Annotated in this window: 15 protein-coding genes, 1 tRNA gene and 2 pseudogenes; 14 read left to right on the forward strand and 4 right to left on the reverse strand. The window is 50.1% G+C overall.

Features of this window, described 5'->3' with window-relative positions; all coding sequences use genetic code 11:
* The first annotated feature begins 56 nt into the window (after positions 1 to 56).
* The 3 genes from BZG25_RS09415 (at position 57) to BZG25_RS09425 (ending at position 2295) form a co-directional block, all read left to right on the forward strand.
* Positions 57 to 143: transfer RNA gene (locus tag BZG25_RS09415), tRNA-Leu, on the forward strand.
* A gap of 209 nt (positions 144 to 352) precedes the next feature.
* Entirely contained in the window at positions 353 to 1231 is an 879-nt protein-coding gene (locus BZG25_RS09420; RefSeq protein ID WP_077638961.1) for a LysR family transcriptional regulator, read from the forward strand.
* Positions 1232 to 1368: 137 nt separating this feature from the next.
* Entirely contained in the window at positions 1369 to 2295 is a 927-nt protein-coding gene (locus BZG25_RS09425; RefSeq protein ID WP_077638962.1) for a YeiH family protein, read from the forward strand.
* A gap of 20 nt (positions 2296 to 2315) precedes the next feature.
* On the opposite strand, the gene BZG25_RS15970 is transcribed toward BZG25_RS09425, so the two are convergent.
* A complete protein-coding gene (locus BZG25_RS15970) occupies positions 2316 to 2462 on the reverse strand; it encodes a hypothetical protein (protein ID WP_157891195.1) in 147 nt (48 codons plus the stop codon).
* Between the two features lie 270 nt (positions 2463 to 2732).
* Here BZG25_RS15970 and BZG25_RS09430 point away from each other — a divergent pair.
* From BZG25_RS09430 to BZG25_RS09440, 4 genes and pseudogenes are all read left to right on the forward strand, one after another.
* Positions 2733 to 3365, forward strand: a pseudogene (locus BZG25_RS09430) (cation transporter); the annotation flags it as partial.
* Between the two features lie 321 nt (positions 3366 to 3686).
* Positions 3687 to 4133 (forward strand): GNAT family N-acetyltransferase, encoded by a 447-nt coding sequence (locus BZG25_RS09435; RefSeq protein ID WP_077638963.1) that lies wholly within the window; start codon positions 3687 to 3689, stop codon positions 4131 to 4133.
* 22 nt (positions 4134 to 4155) lie between these two features.
* A pseudogene (locus BZG25_RS15895) lies at positions 4156 to 4239 on the forward strand (FAD-dependent oxidoreductase); the annotation flags it as partial.
* Positions 4240 to 4342: 103 nt separating this feature from the next.
* A complete protein-coding gene (locus BZG25_RS09440; RefSeq protein ID WP_077638964.1) occupies positions 4343 to 5362 on the forward strand; it encodes a S66 peptidase family protein in 1020 nt (339 codons plus the stop codon).
* A 166-nt stretch (positions 5363 to 5528) separates the two neighbouring features.
* Here the strand turns inward: BZG25_RS09440 and BZG25_RS09445 are convergent, their stop codons facing one another.
* Together BZG25_RS09445 and BZG25_RS09450 are read right to left on the reverse strand one after the other, a co-directional pair.
* Complete coding sequence (locus tag BZG25_RS09445) at positions 5529 to 7142, reverse strand: ABC-F family ATP-binding cassette domain-containing protein (protein ID WP_077638965.1); 1614 nt, start codon at positions 7140 to 7142, stop codon at positions 5529 to 5531.
* Positions 7143 to 7390: 248 nt separating this feature from the next.
* Complete coding sequence (locus BZG25_RS09450; protein ID WP_069590181.1) at positions 7391 to 7897, reverse strand: SCP2 domain-containing protein; 507 nt, start codon at positions 7895 to 7897, stop codon at positions 7391 to 7393.
* Positions 7898 to 8116: 219 nt separating this feature from the next.
* Between BZG25_RS09450 and BZG25_RS09455 the strand changes: the two genes are divergently transcribed.
* From BZG25_RS09455 to BZG25_RS09475, 5 genes are read left to right on the forward strand one after another with little or no spacing between them, the layout of a single operon-like run.
* On the forward strand, positions 8117 to 9112 hold the full coding sequence (locus BZG25_RS09455; RefSeq protein ID WP_077638967.1) for a peptidase U32 family protein: 996 nt from the start codon (positions 8117 to 8119) through the stop codon (positions 9110 to 9112).
* A gap of 9 nt (positions 9113 to 9121) precedes the next feature.
* Entirely contained in the window at positions 9122 to 9997 is an 876-nt protein-coding gene (locus BZG25_RS09460) for a U32 family peptidase (protein ID WP_077638968.1), read from the forward strand.
* A gap of 46 nt (positions 9998 to 10043) precedes the next feature.
* Positions 10044 to 11372 (forward strand): anaerobic C4-dicarboxylate transporter, encoded by a 1329-nt coding sequence (locus BZG25_RS09465; protein ID WP_077638969.1) that lies wholly within the window; start codon positions 10044 to 10046, stop codon positions 11370 to 11372.
* A gap of 28 nt (positions 11373 to 11400) precedes the next feature.
* Positions 11401 to 11892: a GNAT family N-acetyltransferase gene (locus tag BZG25_RS09470; protein ID WP_077638970.1), complete on the forward strand. Its 492-nt coding sequence runs from the start codon at positions 11401 to 11403 to the stop codon at positions 11890 to 11892.
* On the forward strand, positions 11889 to 12287 hold the full coding sequence (locus BZG25_RS09475; protein WP_077638971.1) for a VOC family protein: 399 nt from the start codon (positions 11889 to 11891) through the stop codon (positions 12285 to 12287). Before BZG25_RS09470 ends, BZG25_RS09475 begins: the two co-directional genes overlap by 4 nt.
* A gap of 83 nt (positions 12288 to 12370) precedes the next feature.
* Here BZG25_RS09475 and BZG25_RS09480 read toward each other — a convergent pair whose 3' ends face one another.
* Positions 12371 to 13288, reverse strand: coding sequence for a hypothetical protein (locus BZG25_RS09480; RefSeq protein ID WP_046073402.1), 918 nt, complete (start codon positions 13286 to 13288; stop codon positions 12371 to 12373).
* 488 nt (positions 13289 to 13776) lie between these two features.
* Here BZG25_RS09480 and katG point away from each other — a divergent pair, with 488 nt between their 5' ends.
* Together katG and dcuC are read left to right on the forward strand one after the other, a co-directional pair.
* Complete coding sequence (gene katG, locus BZG25_RS09485) at positions 13777 to 15954, forward strand: catalase/peroxidase HPI (protein ID WP_077638972.1); 2178 nt, start codon at positions 13777 to 13779, stop codon at positions 15952 to 15954.
* Between the two features lie 181 nt (positions 15955 to 16135).
* Positions 16136 to 17503: an anaerobic C4-dicarboxylate transporter DcuC gene (dcuC, locus tag BZG25_RS09490; RefSeq protein WP_077638973.1), complete on the forward strand. Its 1368-nt coding sequence runs from the start codon at positions 16136 to 16138 to the stop codon at positions 17501 to 17503.
* The last annotated feature ends 60 nt before the right edge of the window (positions 17504 to 17563 follow it).

Here is a 17563-nt window from a genome sequence, read left to right on the forward strand (position 1 = left end):
CACCCACGTTCGCAGCGCAGTCTGTGGACTATGGTGCTACCACGCATAACTGCGTTGCCCTGGTGGTGGAATTGGTAGACACAAGGGATTTAAAATCCCTCGGCGTTCGCGCTGTGCCGGTTCAAGTCCGGCCCGGGGCACCATAGCACTCTCGTTATCCCTATCTATCTTCTATCACAAGTAAACGATTCTTATTCTGTCTAGCCTCAAGCACAGAGAGCCTAGCGTCTTCTGATATGCAATAAGTCGCTAATAATAATGCATGATCGCTGATAGTCCAAGGGCGCTGACAAGCGGTAATAGCGCTTTGTGTCTTTGCCGCGCTCCGGTAGGATAGCGTGAGGAGGGCGGCATGAATCTAACCCAAATTGATGCGTTTTGTGCAGTCGCAGAGACTGGCTCGGTGTCTGAAGCTGCACGTCAGCTGGATGTGAATCGTTCACGGTTGAGCATGGCGATTAAAGCGCTAGAACAATCACTCAACGCCGAATTGTTCGATCGCACCGGTAACCGTCTAACACTGTCGGAAATCGGCAAAGCTGTGTACAAAGATTTCGAGAGTATATCGGTCACCGCGGCTCGCATTCGTCGCACGTGCGATCAAGCGAACGCGGGCTTTAATGCCGAAGTATGGATCGCGCGTGATGATGCGATCCCCGATCAGCTTTGGCAGGACTGGGCGCATCAGCTCAATAAGCGCTTTACGGCGACGTCCTTCAACCTAGTCTTGGCCTCGAGCGGTGATTTGGCCAATTTGGTTGAAACCCAACAAGTCGACTTTGCGTTTGGAGTGGACTACGAGCGCATTGACGATCCGCGCATCAACTATCAGCCGTTGGGTAAAATTCGCATGATGTCGGTGTGCAACAGCGAGCACCCGTTGAGTCGACTGCGTCGGGTCAGTGATGATCAACTGCGTAATGCCATGCAAGCGGTAATGGTCTATCTCAATGAAAAAGACAATCCCGAGCTGCAGCCTTTCTCACGCCGTTATATAGGCTTTTCGAGCTTTGAATATATGCTCAATACCATCTTACAAGAAGAAGCGTGGGGCGTGTTGCCTGAGCCGCTGATCCGGCAATACTTACGAGAACAGCGCTTAGCGGTGATCAAACACACCTATGGCTTAACCCAAGAAGACTACTGCCTATTCACCGCCTCAGGGATGGCCGAGCATCCTGGGATCCAATGGCTGAGTGATAGCATTACCAATTACTTGTTTGATTTCTAAATGTGCGCCTCGATGATTGTTTTTCAATGTCTTGCAATACATGTTAAGCAAAACTTAACCCAGGTTAAAAAGTTTAAGATTTTCTGAACAATCACTGAGCGCTACAATGCCGTCACTGAATTTCACCGAGCATCATTATGACCGCATACACGCGTTATCTTCCTTTTTCATTGGCTGTGTTAGCCTGTTTAACCCCTTGGGTGAGCTCGCCGATTGCATTGGTATTGGGTTTTTTGCTGACCTCCCTAGGCTGGGTGCCAAGTGCAATTCCGCTCACGAAAATCACCAAAAAGTTACTGGCTTATTCGATTGTGGGTCTGGGGTTTGGTATCCCGCTGCAAGAGGCGCTCGCCGTGACAGGCGATGGGATAGGGCTGATTATTGCCACCATTGCAGGCACGCTGATTTTTGGCACATTACTGGGCAAACTTATGGGGCTGGATAAAAAGACTGGTCACCTGATTGCCTCAGGCACTGCCATTTGTGGCGGCAGTGCAATCGCAGCTGTCTCGCCCGCTATCAATGCGGATGATAAACAAATTGGTCTCGCGTTAGGCACGGTGTTTGTGTTGAATTCATTGGCGCTGTTTGTGTTTCCTATGGTTGGGCATGCGCTGGGCTTAGATCAGCACACGTTTGGAACCTGGGCGGCGATCGCGATTCATGATACATCATCGGTGGTGGGCGCGGCGTCCGCTTATGGTGAGCAAGCACTAACCACTGCGACCACCCTCAAACTTGCGCGCGCATTATGGATTGTGCCTGTGGCGTTTGTCAGCGCACTCATGTTTCGCAGCCACGCTAAAAAAATCACGATTCCTTACTTTATCGTTTTTTATTGTCTAGCGATTGGCATCAGTGATGTCTTTGTCCAAGCGCAACCCATCTATGAGGTGATTTTCGCCATCTCAAAGCAAGTATTAGTGGTGTGTTTATTCTTAATCGGCTGCAGTATGTCTGTCACCCAGCTACGCACGGCAGGCCCCAAACCCTTATTGTTTGGTGTCGCGCTGTGGGTGATTATCTCCTGTACATCGCTTGCTTGGCTGCTGCTAGCTGCCTAGTCTCCGTCGTTGCCTCAGGTTCACTCATGCGGCGTGTCCTGAGGCAAACGTAATACCGCGACCAACAGAAACGCACTGAGTGCCGCACCAAACTGCCACCATCCTGTGCTGGTCATCGCGAGGAAAAGCTGCAAGCTAATTGCCGCGAGTAACACGCCTTTTCTCATCTTGTTAGTCCATAAAGAATCTAAATTTAGATTTAGTATGCGTAAAAGTTATATGCAAGCAAAATGCGATTTAGCGCTATCTCATAACTAAAATTTGTTTAGAACACTCACTGTCAGAAATATTGACAGTGATTTTTATGCATAAACTATTGAAATAAAACGCCTTTCATTTTCCCCTTAGCAGGATGGTGAAAATGTCAGCAAGTTCGTGTTTGTAAAGCGGCGCAGTAGCACCAAGAATATGTGCGTGTTTTCTACTTTTGGTGTTTTATGTCTTCTCAAAACGTGATCAATGAAAAGTCAGTATTAGTGTTTTCGGCCCTTCTCGCATTGGGGTTTGCCATCGCCGGCCTTGCCGTTGGATGGATTGCTGGCTCTTTAGTGATTATGTTCGACGGTATCTACTCGTTGATTAGTCTAGTGTTAACTTTGTTGTCACTGGGCGCGTCGTGGTATATCCACTCGCGTTACGCAAGGCCGATCACACGTGCGCTGCTGACACCGCTTGTTGTCGCCATTAAAGGCGCCGTGATTATGCTGTTGGTGAGTTATTCTCTGTATGAAGCGGTCTCCTCCTTGGTCGAAGGCGGACGTGCGGTTAACCCGTCATTGGCGGTGCTGTTTGGTATTGTCAACGTGGTGGGTTGTGGTTACGGATGGTGGATGATTGCACGCAAAAACCAAGCAGGGCAAAGCCAGTTGGTGGAGGCGGAATCGCGCCAGTGGCAAATGGACACCTTATTAAGTCTGGCGGTCACCTTAGGCTTTTTAGGTGCTTGGTTAGTGGCGCATTCACCTTGGTCGGATTATGCGGTTTATGCAGATCCTATGATGATGGTGTTGATGTCGTTCTACTTCATCAAAGTGCCATTCGTCATGGTGCGTAACGCGTTAAAAGAACTCGCGCCTGTTACAGTAAAGTGGTATCGCACCCGCTCAATGGCGTAATCAGAACACGACGCAACACGGACCTAGCCAAACGATACTATATCCTTGCAGGGGTCGGCATATACTGAGGCGGCGTTTAGCCGCCTTATTTATCGCACCTTATGCACTATAACTTTTTATGTTGGTGTTCATATCAACCTAGATACTGTGGGCGATTTCAACGTAGTGTGAAGAAATATATTTTGCTCTCTATGCTCGTCTGTTGAGGTGTTGGCAGCAGAACGTCGTGATGGCGCTTACACTGAAAAGTAACCATAGCGCTGCGGTAGAGAAAGAATGTTGCATATAGCAAAAGCGGAGTTAAATGATCTAGATACCCTCACCGTGTTATTTGACCAATACCAGCGCTGGCTTGCGATTCGTCCGCCGCTCAGTCAAACAAGGACGTTTACTGAGCAACGGTTGCGCGAGCAAGATACTTGTATATTGACCGCTTCTTACCAATCCTCCATGGTGGGATTTGTCCACCTAACGCCTTTGTATTCACTAGCGAGGGCGCGCCGTGGCTTAATTATTAACGATTTGTACGTGCAGCCGGATTCACGGCGACAAGGTATCGCACGGGCATTAATCTCGCACGCTCTCAAGGAGGCTCGTGCCCGCCAAGCCGCTTGCTTATTGCTACAAACCCATCAAAGCAACCATGCCGCTCATCATCTTTTTGAATCTTTTGGTTTTATTTGCGACGTTAGCCAGTATTATTTTCTGGACGTGACCGATTAACGGGTGACGAAAGGAGTAGCGAATGGCGTACGATTTTGTGGTCGTAGGGGGCGGTATCGTCGGCGTGGCCACCGCTTGGCAGTTGCAGCAGCGATATCCAAAAAAATGTCAGACTATCAGTACGCCTCACAACGATTAATCGGCGAATATTGTGACTGTCTTGTCCAGATGATTTAATGGTGGGGAGATTAAATATCAAGGAAGACAAGATGTTACTGCCACCTCCTCTTAAAAAAGGCGAGACAGTTGGCTTTTTCTCGCCATCATCTCCTGCCACCGTATTTGCGCCCCAACGATTTGAACGCGCGATGGACTATGTCAAAGCACAAGGCTTTGATCTGAAGCCGGGGGTATTGACCGGACAATCGGATCACTATCGCTCAGGCTCGATCAAGGCGCGTGCGGAAGAGCTCAACCAGCTGATCCGTGATCCGAATGTGCGCTGCATCATGTCGACGATTGGTGGAATGAACAGCAATGCTTTACTTCCCTATATCGATTATGCCGCCTTGGCTGATGATCCTAAGATTATCGTGGGTTATTCGGACCTCACTGCTTTACTGCTCGGTATCTATGCCAAAACGGGATTAATCACGTTTTATGGGCCAGCATTAGTGGCGTCTTTAGGGGAGTTTCCGCCACTGGTTGATGAAACCTTTGATGCGTTTCGAGCCGTAACAACTGAGAATGTAACGCTGCCGATGACCTATAAGATGCCTGCCCAATGGACGGATGTCATGATTGATTGGGGCGAACAGACAGAGGCAAAACCGACCTATGAGAATGCATGGCAATTTATGGGTAAAGGTCAGGTAAATGGGCGCATTATCGGTGGCAACCTCAATACGCTGAATGGGATCTGGGGAACGCCTTATATGCCAGCGATTGAAACAGACGATATTCTGCTGATTGAGGACTCTTTGCTTGATATTGCCACGGTTGAGCGCTCACTCGCACACCTAAAACTGGCTGGGGTGTTTGATACGGTAGGCGCGGTGTTACTTGGTAAACACGAGCTTTTTGATAACAAAGGAACGGGACGTTCAACCTATGACGTTCTTGAAGAAATACTCGATGGCCAGCCGCTCGCTGTGGTTGATGGTTTTGACAGTTGCCATACGCATCCGATGTTAACCATACCTTTGGGGGCTCAAGCCTGTATTGATTTTGATGCCCAGACGGTCTCACTCACGCAACCTTGGTTGGCGGGTGAGCACGCTGGGCAATGAGCTTGGATTAGTAGGCCACACCGATACGTTGGCGACGGTGGGCGCCACTTTCCCTATGTGAAGCAAGGGGAATTGATACCCTTGCTGACCGATTATCGCTTACCGCCCAGCGCACTGTGGGCGGTCTATTTATCGCGTAGTTATCAACAGCCTGTCGTGCGCCACTTTATCGATCACTTAGCAAGCTGCTGGCAGCATGATATTCAAGCTCCCATTGATGGGTCAGATGCAGCGCATCAATAAAGGCATCGTCATGGCTGACCAATATATAGGCACCTTGATAATGATTAAGCGCGTCGACCAGTGCGTGTTTGGCTGAGATGTCGAGGTGATTGTCCGGCTCATCCAACAGTAACAGTGGCTGGGCGTGCTGGTGGGCTACCGCTAACATTGCCACTTTCATCTTTTCGCCACCGCTTAAACTATCAATCGTTTGATAAACGCGATCGCCACGTAACCCTAAGCTAGCAAGGCAGGTTCGAGCATCCGACTCTGACAAGTCGCTATGATGGCGCAAACACGATAGCAGTGTTTGTTTGGGATCCAGTAGTGAGAAGTGTTGATCTAGATACACACAGTCACCGACAACGTCGATTGAGCCGCTGACAGGCGCGTGATGACCCATTAATGTCCGCAGTAACGTGGATTTTCCTGCACCGTTTCTCCCTGTTAGTAGCCAATGCTCCCCCGCGTAGACAGACCAATCAAGCGGTTCAGTGTGTCCGAATGGTAACTGACACTGGGTGGCTTTCATAAGCCGTCGCCGTTTCATTGGCTCTGAGTGATGCATATACAGCGTTGGGTTGTTTTCCGGAAGCTGCGTATCCAACGCGTCGAGTTGCTTTTGGTAACGCTTAAGTTGCTGAGAAAATTGTGTTTTCGCTCGAGACTTAGCGTCTTGCGCACTTTCTTTTTGTCCATCCAGAATCGACTTTTCCTGACTGGATTTTTTACGTAATTGTTTACCTTTTGATTCGCGCTTCTGTGCCTTTTCAGCGCTTTGTTGCTGTTGACGTAATACCTGTTTGTGCTGTTTATTGAGGTGCGTTCGTTTCGCGATGAGTGCTTCCTGTTCTTGCTTTTGCGCGCGAACGAACTCGTCATAGTTGCCCGTGTGTTTTGCGACACCTTGTGGTGTTAATGCATAGATAGCTCGCATATGGCGAAGTAACTGTTGGTCGTGACTCACCGTGATCACTAACCCAGGATAGGTTTCGATCCAGCTTACGAGCTTATGTCGTGCGGTTCGGTCAAGATGATTACTTGGTTCATCGAGCAATACGATATGCGCTTGAGAGTGAAAAACGCGATATAAACTCAGCAGCGTCAATTGGCCACCGCTAAGCACATGCAAAGGCGCTGATAAAGCGGCATCAATACCCAACTGGGTCAGTATTGCCTGATAGCGTTCAGCGATATCCCAGTCATCATTTACGCGCTCGTAATACGTTGGGTCGACGCTTCCAGCCTCAATGGCCGACAACGCATGAAGCTGTTCGCTGATGCCAAGTACTTCAGCCAATGTTTGTGTCTTTGGGGCGGTAATATGCTGTGATAGGTAAGCAATATCGCCATCGCGTTGTACATGGCCTGAATAATGAATTCCTTGCGTGGATGGCAACGTATGGCCTGCCAACAGCGCGAGGAGGAGTGATTTTCCGGTGCCATTGTCACCCACAAGGCCAATGGGGCCGTGCTCAAAGGTGATAGAGATAGGCTCAAATAAGACTCGCCCATCGGGCAGTGTCACGCTGAGATCATGTGTAATAAGGTAAGGCATAAGGCCTCCTTTATGTAAAGCAACACAAAGGGGCGGCGGTATGTGCTACACAGAAAACCTGCGTAGAGACAGTTTGGCAATAGAGAAAACGTAAGCCCAGTGACCATGAATACCGACTAACCCCAAGATACCGAATATAAAAACGGTGTAATGAGTGTTAGTTGTTCATTGGCACAGACTCCGCTAAAGAAAGGAAACAGAACTATATAATAGGCGACTGGGCGTCTGCAACCCCAGCCGCTCGTGCACTACAACGCGAGTTTAGTGAGGTAGTGATGGCTTAACGTCAGTGAGCGTGCCAGCGGCTTGGGCAGGGTGTCGATTTCGAGGCTATCAAGCAGGTTTTTCACATGCAGCCCAAGTTCGGTATCACCACTGATACTGAGTTGGCGCTGGAAAAACAGCGTATCCGGATCGCAATAGTGGGTCGCCATTTTTAAAAACGCTAACCAATCTCCCTCGATACTGGCGTCTTCTTCCCCAGACAAGCGGACCAATAATTGGTTGTCTTCGTTCAGCGACACGAACCAATTCGCGTTGAGATCGCGCAATCCAATGCGAATGGTACGGCCAGCAAGAAAGTCGAACTCGTCCTCTGCCAGAGGCACCGCAAAAGCGGTATTCATGACTTTGGTCAGCATCTGAGCTTGCAGCCCATGTGGTAACTGAGTGATGGCTTTTAGCCCCGGTGTAATCAGGTTGGGTTGAGGCAACGGCAGGGCAAGGGGTTGTTGGGTGATTGGGTTAACGAGCATTTGGCTTTCCTTTGGTGCCAACGGTTGAATGCCACTAGAGTAGCGAGGTTGAATGCTACGCCATTGGATCCGAGTCAAAAATGAGAGGAGTTTTTGTGCCAACAGCGTCATTTATCGCGATTTTTGTCATCATGGAGAAGTGAGCTTGATACACATCAACCCCCCACATTGGCAACGCCCTTATCTTAGCCGGACAATCATAAAATGGAATGCAATGTTATGGAGCTCCTTTGTCCGGCGGGCAATATTCCGGCGGTTAAAAAAGCGATCGAACATGGCGCCGATGCGGTGTATGTCGGCTTAAAAGATGACACTAATGCGCGCCATTTTGCGGGGCTGAACTTTATCGACAGCAAATTGCAGCGTGCCAGTCAGTATGTACATGACCATGGCAAAGACTTGCACGTTGCCATTAATACCTTTGCCCATCCTGATGGTTGGCGTCGCTGGCAATATGCGATTGATAGCGCCGCCGGTAATGGTGCCGATGCGCTGATCCTTGCCGATATGGCCTGTTTAGATTACGCCGCCAGTACCTACCCCGATTTGGATATACACCTTTCTGTTCAAGCATCCGCCACTAACGCTGGGGCGATCCGCTTTTATCAGCAGCAATATGGCGTTAAGCGAGTAGTATTGCCGCGGGTGCTGTCTATTCATCAGGTTAAACAACTAGCACGCGATACCGATGTCGACTTAGAGGTATTTGCCTTTGGCAGCTTGTGCATTATGGCCGAAGGGCGCTGCTATTTATCGTCTTATCTTACCGGCCAATCGCCCAATACCGTGGGCGCTTGCTCACCGGCGGCATTCGTGCGCTGGCAAGATACTGAGCAAGGGCTGGAGTCGCGCTTAAACGGGGTCTTGATTGATCGGTACCAAGCTGATGAAAAAGCGGGGTATCCCACCCTTTGCAAAGGTCGTTTTTGTGTCGACGGTAATCGCTATCACGCACTGGAAGAACCCACCAGTTTGAACACCTTAAGTGTCCTGCCTGAGCTTTATCGCGCCGGGATCAAATCGGTCAAAATCGAAGGTCGTCAGCGCAGCCCGGCGTATGTGGAGCAAGTTGCACGGGTATGGCGTCAAGCGATTGATCGCTGTATCGCAAACCCCGAGGCGTTTGATATTGCGCCGGATTGGGCGCACTCGCTCGATAGTCTTTCTGAAGGGGTGCAAACCAGTTTGGGTGCTTACCATCGCAAGTGGCAATAAGGAATTATGATGCAATTTTCTCTCGGGCCGATCCTGTATTACTGGCCCAAGTCTGAGGTTGAAGCCTTTTATCAAGCAGCGGCTGATAGCCAAGCCGATGTGATCTATCTCGGTGAAACTGTCTGTGCCAAGCGGCGAGAGCTGAAAACCAAAGACTGGATCGGGCTTGCACGTGAGCTGGCCGAGTCTGGTAAACAAGTGGTGCTCTCGACCATGGCGCTGATTGAAGCGCCCTCAGAGCTGAGCATGCTAAAACGCTACTGTGACAATGATGATATTCGCATTGAAGCGAATGACGTGAGCGCGGTGCAGTTTTTAAGTGAGCGTCGGCAGCCCTTTGTGGTGGGGGCCGCCATCAATTGCTATAACCCGCAAACATTAAAGCAATTTGTTGACCTTGGCATGACGCGCTGGGTGATGCCGGTGGAACTTTCGCGCGACTGGCTGGTGAATATGTTAAACGGCTGCGATGCACTGGGTATTCGCGACCGGTTTGAGGTGGAGGTGACTGGCTATGGTTACTTACCACTGGCTTATTCAGCACGCTGTTTTACCGCGCGCTCAGAAAACCGCGCCAAAGATGACTGCGAACTGTGCTGTATCAACTATCCCAATGGGCGGTTAACGGAATCCCAAGAGGGTCAGGCCGTATTTGTGCTGAACGGCATTCAAACCCAGTCCGGGCAGTGCACCAATCTCATTAACGATTTACCGTCGATGCAAGGGCTGGTGGATGTGGTGCGGTTAAGTCCACTGTCGCTTGACACCTTGCACTGGGTAGACAAATTCCGTGCTAACCAAGCAGGCAATAACCCGCAACCGCTCAACCACGATTGCAACGGCTATTGGCACCACTTGGCAGGCATGACACAAGTTCTAGGCTAAACGCATAACAAAAACAGCCTGCGTAGTCGGGTAGAGAGGTGAGGGTATGTTGTATTTAGAGTTCTTGTTCTTACTGCTAATGCTGTATATCGGCTCCCGATACGGGGGCATTGGGCTGGGCGTGGTCTCAGGGATTGGCTTGGTCATTGAAGTGTTTATCTTCCAGATGCCGCCAACGTCACCGCCTGTGACCGTGATGCTGATTATTCTTGCGGTCGTCACCTGTGCCTCTATTTTGGAAGCGGCAGGTGGCCTTAAGTATATGCTGCAAGTGGCCGAGCGATTATTGCGTAAAAATCCAAAACGCGTCACCTTGATTGCGCCGTTTGTCACCTATGCCATGACCTTTATGCTTGGGACCGGTCACGCGGTGTATTCCATTATGCCGATTATCGGTGATGTCGCGCTGAAAAATGGTATTCGTCCGGAGCGCCCAATGGCGGCGGCGTCGGTTGCCTCTCAAATCGCGATTACAGCCTCGCCGATCTCTGCAGCCGTGGTCTATTACCTTGCCCAGCTTGCCGATATTCAACATGACATTACTTTAGTCTCGATTTTGTTGGTGACTATCCCCGCCACCTTGTTTGGTACCTTGCTGATGTCTCTGTACAGCTTGCGCCGTGGCAAAGAGCTGGATGACGATCCGGATTACCAAGCGCGCTTGCAAGACCCCGAATGGCGTGAGCGAATCGAAAATACTACAGCGACCTCGTTAGATGAGGTATTACCCCGTTCCGCGCGCAATGCGGTGTTATTGTTCATCAGTGCCATCGTTACCATTGTGATTATCGCGATGTGGCCAGAGATCCGCACAGTGGCAGGGGAGAGTAAGGCCATCAGCATGTCGGTGGTTATTCAAATGATGATGCTCTGCTTTGGCGGGATTATCTTACTGGCGACCAAAACAGATCCGCGTAATGTGCCGAATGGCGTGGTGTTTAAATCTGGGATGGTGGCGGCCATTGCTATCTTCGGGATTGCTTGGATGTCAGACACTTACTTCCAATACGCGATGCCGCAATTTAAGTCGGGAATTGTGGAGATGGTCACTCAATATCCGTGGTCTTTTGCACTTGCCTTGTTTATCGTGTCAGTGGTTGTTAATTCGCAAGCCGCGACCGCACGGATGATGTTGCCGGTGGGTCTTGGGTTAGGGCTCGATCCTGCGCTGCTTATCGGTATTATGCCGGCCGTGTATGGGTACTTCTTTATTCCCAACTATCCTTCAGATATTGCGACCGTGAATTTCGATGCATCCGGCACCACCAAAATTGGTAAATGGTATTTCAACCATTCATTTATGGCGGTCGGCTTAATTGGCGTGGTGAGCGCTTGTGCGCTCGGTTATGTATTAGGGCAGATTTTTATCGCCTAATACACAAAAGGATTTAAAGGACACAAGGATGCAAGTGAGATGTGCCTCGGTTGAGGACTTGGATGCCATCTTCGCCCTGAATGTACAAATTGGTGACATGCACCATCAACATGCGCCGCATCTGTTTGCAACGCCTGGCCCAAGCGGTCGGGCGTTTTTGCAGCAAGCGCTGCAAGAAGCGGATAAGTACTTTTGGGTGGCAGAGCATCAAAACAAAGTGATTGGCTTTTTGTCGGCAAGGCTGGAGTCGTTTGAACACATTCCTCATCTGGTCGACGATCCCATGTGTCATGTGAATACCATTGTGGTTGACCGTGATGCGCGAGGAACCGGTGCAGGTAAAGCGTTAATGGCGGCCTGTACCCAATGGGCGAAAGACAATCATGCCACTGTGATTAAACTAGAAGTGATGACGTTTAATCAGGATGCGCAGGCGTTTTACCACGCGCTGGGGTTTACCCCAGACTCTATCACCATGATGCAAACATTGAATTGCGAGCCGGAGGAGCCAGCACAATGATTGATAAAGACACCGTGATGCGGGTGGCACGACCCACCGACAATTTGGCCGACATTACCAACATGTATTGCGATGGGCTGGGGTTTGAGCTATTGGCGACGTTTTCTGGCCATAATGATTTTGATGGCGCCATTATTGGTCACCCACATCATAACTATCACCTTGAATTTACCCATCATCGCGGCACCCATGTCGGTCCAGCCCCGTCACAGGAAAACCTGTTGGTCTTTTACTTGCCGGATCACGCTGCATGGCAGACTGCGTGTCAACAAATTGAAGCCGCTGGGTTTAAACCTGTGCCGAGTTACAATAGCTACTGGGATAAAGACGGGCGTACCTTTGAAGATCTGGACGGTTATCGTGTGGTACTACAAAACCGTGAGTGGGCGTATTAAAAACGGCAAGCCAACAATCGACTTGCCGTGTTGTCTACAGATGGGCCAATACTCCCCCGTTGAATAAAGGGAGCAGAGGATGATTACTTAATCGCGTCCGCTTCTTGTTTTTGACGTGCGCGATGTGCCGGACCAAAGCAGAACTGAATTTGGTCCGCGCTCGGTGAAGCGGGTGTTGTGGTGCCATCCAGCCAGTCATCCCAGCTTTTCACAAATTTATCGGCGAGCTTCTCCGCCGCACTTTCATTCCACAGCCCACCTTTAAAGGTCAGTTCCATCACATTCACAGTGATCTCAGTTTTGTACTGATCTTTAGGCGCACCTTTACCTGAGCTGTGACTGCGCTCCATCATCATAAAGGTTTGCTGAATACCGACGACAATGTCCGTCCCAGTCGCGTTCATGGTGTTTTGGACAAACAAGGTTTTGGTGTTTTGGGTATTCACTCGGCTAGTACACGCCTTGGCAAGGTTCACAATACTGTTTTTAATCAGCGGAACATCTTGCTCAGTGATCCCGTCATAGAGGCCAACGACTTTATCAATCAGAGAGTTGTAGTTCTCTTCTTCGTAATGCACCGTGGTGCGCTCTGATTGGGTGACATTAAAAAAGGGCACTTTAAGAATGGAGCTCACAAACTCCTGAAACCCTTCGGCATTCTTGTCATTATCTGGGTCCAGCGGATTCCAGCCGGTGCGGCTTTGAGCTAAGCCTAAAATGCTCGATACCGCATTACCGGTAGACTCGGTGAGCAAGCGAACAATTTCACTGTGATTGCCAGCGCTAATGGCATCATCCAATTTCTTACCTTGCGCTGATTCCGTTTGCGCATTTTTACCGGCACCGATGGTATTCTGACCAGATACTGAGCTGTCGCCATCGCGTGGTACCGCAAAGAGCGCGCTGTGCTGCAGTTGCTGTTGGTTAGAGACCAAACTTTGGTGGCTATTCAACCAAGTATCAAATTGAGATGTCAGGTTTTGTGCATCTGAAGCGTTCATAATTGTGTTCCTAATTGCGACAATGTGAATCGTGATTGAATGAGCTTCAATCGCTTAGGGCAACAACAAAATTCTGCCTGCAAAACTAGGCTAGCTTGCTTTGTTTTATTTTCCATCAGTCGATGAAGACAATTCTCTGTGGGGGATGGAGTTTAATCGCTACACACTGAAATATAATGCCTTTTTCTTGACGTCGATTTGACGAAGTCATGCTGCCATTGTGTTTTGGTGGCCATACAAGGTGTTAGGAAAAGGAGTGTCTATTTATCAATGCATTAGCGGTGTGGCATTAAGCGTATGCTGACTGGTAACTCTGGTGTCAGCAATCACAGTAATTGGCAAAACAGATTAGCGCGGATGTCTAATGCCTATTAACGTTGTATTAGTCGGGACAATCATGCAACTTCGCCTGATTGCCTATTAACGCAATGCGCAAGCTGATTCTCTGTGAAGAAAGCTTGTCGAACAATAAGAGCAAGGAGAAAGCAATGTCTCAACAAGGCTCAACGTCAGGTGGCCAGTGCCCTGTCATGCACGGCAGCAAAACCTCGGAAGCGATGGCACACAAAACCTGGTGGCCAAACGCGCTAAACCTCGACATTCTTCATCAACACGACAGTAAAACCTCCCCCTTTGATGATGATTTTGATTATCACGCCGCGCTTAAAACTCTCGATATCGATGCATTGAAAAAGGATGTGAAAGCGTTACTGACCGAGAGTCAGTCTTGGTGGCCCGCCGACTGGGGACATTATGGCGGCTTGATGATCCGCATGGCATGGCACTCCGCGGGGAGCTATCGTATTGCCGACGGCCGCGGTGGCGGTGCGACCGGTAACCAGCGTTTTGCGCCTTTAAACTCATGGCCGGATAACGCCAATCTCGATAAAGCCCGCCGCCTGTTGTGGCCGATTAAGAAAAAATATGGCAACAAAATAAGCTGGGCAGATTTAATTTTGCTGGCGGGGACGATGGCGTATGAATCGATGGGCTTAAAACCCTATGGATTTGCATTTGGCCGCGAGGATATTTGGCACCCTGAGAAAGATACCTACTGGGGCGCAGAGAAAGAATGGCTGGCGCCAAGTGATGCTGAAAACAGCCGCTACTCTGGTGAACGCGATCTGGAAAACCCATTGGCAGCGGTGATGATGGGGCTGATTTATGTCAACCCAGAAGGGGTGGATGGCAATCCCGATCCGCTTAAAACCGCGCAAGACATGCGTGTCACCTTCGAGCGTATGGCGATGAACGATGAAGAAACGGTTGCACTCACCGCAGGTGGCCATACTGTTGGTAAGTGTCATGGCAATGGCGATGCGGAACAGCTCGGCCCCGAGCCGGAAGGTGCAGCGATTGAAGAGCAAGGCTTAGGGTGGAACAACCATCAAGCGCGTGGCATTGGTCGCGATACGGTCACCAGTGGCATTGAAGGGGCGTGGACCACCCATCCCACGCAATGGGATAACGGCTACTTTTATCTGTTGTTTAACTACGAGTGGGAATTGAAGAAAAGCCCAGCGGGTGCGTGGCAGTGGGAACCCATCGACATCAAAGAAGAAGATAAACCTGTCGATGTGGAAGACCCCTCTATTCGTCGTAATCCCATCATGACGGATGCTGATATGGCACTCAAAATGGACCCAACCTATTGCAGCATTGCGGAGCGTTTTTATCAACATCCCGAGCAGTTAGCGGATGCCTTTGCTAAAGCCTGGTTCAAACTTACGCACCGCGACATGGGGCCTAAATCGCGTTACATCGGCCCAGATGTGCCAAGTGAAGACTTGATTTGGCAAGACCCTGTACCGGCAGGACGCACCGATTATGACGTCGCGTCGGTAAAAGCGGATATTGCCAACAGTGGCCTGACACTGGCAGAGAAAGTGACGACCGCATGGGATAGTGCGCGGACTTATCGGCAATCTGATAAACGAGGAGGGGCGAACGGCGCGCGGATCTGCCTAGCGCCGCAAAAAGATTGGCAAGGGAACGAGCCGGAGCGTTTGGCGAAGGTCGTCAACGTGCTGAGCAATATCGCCCAGAAGCATCAAATTAGTTTGGCCGACACCATCGTGCTGGCAGGCAATCAAGGCATCGAAGAAGCCGCGAAAGCGGCTGGCTTCCCCGTCGACGTTCCCTTTGCTCCTGGCCGTGGTGATGCCACGCTTGAGCAGACTGATGTGGCTTCGTTTGAGGTGCTAGAACCGGTTGCAGATGGATTCCGCAACTGGCTGAAAAAAGACTACACCGTTCAGCCTGAAGAGTTACTGCTCGATCGTGCCCAATTGATGGGACTCACGGCCCCTGAAATGACAGTATTGCTGGGTGGTATGCGCGTACTGGGTGCCAATTATGGCGGTGCGTCGGAAGGCGTGCTGACTGACCGAGTGGGGCAGCTAAGTCATGACTTTTTTGTCAATCTGACAGACATGGCGTATCAATGGCAACCCGTCGGCCGCAATCGCTATGAAATCATTGCGCGCGACTCTGGTGCGGTGAAGTGGACGGCAAGTCGCGTTGATTTAGTGTTCGGTTCAAACTCTATTTTACGCGCTTATGCTGAGTTTTACGCGCAAGATGACAACCAAGCCAAGTTTGTACACGATTTCGTGGCGGCGTGGGTGAAAGTGATGAACGCTGACCGCTTTGATCTTCACCACTAGCCGATGACTTAACCAAGACAAACTGTGATCGCCAAGCCGCCTTTTATTGAGAGGCGGCTTTTTATTTGTCTTAAATCAAGCTCGGGTTTGGTTCTTGTCGTGCTACAGGCAGGGGTTTAGTACAGTGAGCTGAGTAAATTCCATCCAATTCTTTTATCTTTATCATCTGGCGGAGTGAATTATGCTAGAACTGCTCATTGGGCTAGTGGTAACGGTGGCTGTGGGCTACTTCATTGTCAAAGGTTATCGTGCTGCAAGCACCTTGCTAACCGCAGGGATTTTATTACTGATTATCACAGGGTTAATCGGGCACAGTGTCCTACCGGCTAAATTAACGTCGACGGGCAACTTGTTTACCGACTCGCTTGAATACGTAAAATACATGCTGCAATACCGTGGTGGTGGCCTCGGGATGCAAATTATGTTGTTGTGTGGCTTTGCGGCCTATATGTCGCACATTGGTGCCAACAATGTGGTGGTGAAACAGTTCTCTAAGCCGCTATCGGTGATCAAGTCACCTTATGTGCTGCTCGTAGCGGCCTACATCGTGGCATGTTTGATGTCGCTGGCAGTCAGCTCTGCAACTGGGTTAGGTGTCCTTCTGATGGCGACCTTGTTCCCGATGATGACCGCGATGGGCATTTCTCGTCCTGCTGCCACCGCAGTGTGTGCGTCACCTGCTGCCATTATTTTGTCACCCACGTCGGGCGATGTGGTGATTGCGGCGGAAAAATCCGGGTTGCCTCTCCATGTGTTTGCGGTTGAAACCGTATTGCCAGTCTCTATTTGTGCAATCATCGTGATGGCCGCCGCAGCATATTTTTGGAACAAATACCTGGATAAAAAAGAAAACACGCCGATGGAGCGTGTAGATGTCTCTGAGATAGAAACCCACGCGCCTGCTTATTACGCAGTGTTACCGTTTTTACCCATTATTGGGGTGTTCCTGTTCAATGGGCAAACCATCAAGGGGCTGTATCTTGATATTTATACCATCGTGGTCTTGTCGATCTTCTTGGGGGCATTGGTGGACTTTGCGACCAAGAAATTTGATGGTAGAAGAACGCTAGAAGATCTCGATGCCTGCTATGAAGGCATGGCGGATGCCTTTAAAGGCGTCGTGATGCTGTTGGTGGCTGCCGGCGTATTTGCCCAAGGCTTGATGTCGATTGGTGCGATAGACAACTTATTGGGCCTAGCGGAAAGCGCTGGCGCCGGTGGTATCGCGCTGATGATGTTGCTAACCTTGCTCACTGTGGCGGCAGCGATTGCGACCGGATCGGGCAATGCGCCTTTCTATGCGTTTGTTGAACTCGCGCCCTCGTTAGCCGCGAAGATGGGGCTTAACCCAGCGTTTTTGATTATCCCCATGTTGCAAGCGTCTAATTTAGGCCGCACGGTTTCGCCTGTGTCGGGAGTAATTGTGGCGACATCAGGGATGGCAAAACTCAGCCCGTTTGAAGTGGTTAAACGCACCTCGGTGCCAGTTATCTGTGGGTTAATTACTGTGATTATTGGCACGCTTGTATTGGTGCCGATGATGGCGTAACGTCGCAAGGCATGGAAAGCCCGCGTGCAAGTGCGCGCGGGCTTTTTTAATCCTATCGCA

The sequence above is a fragment of the Salinivibrio sp. ML198 genome (assembly GCF_001996015.1).
GTDB lineage: Bacteria > Pseudomonadota > Gammaproteobacteria > Enterobacterales > Vibrionaceae > Salinivibrio > Salinivibrio siamensis.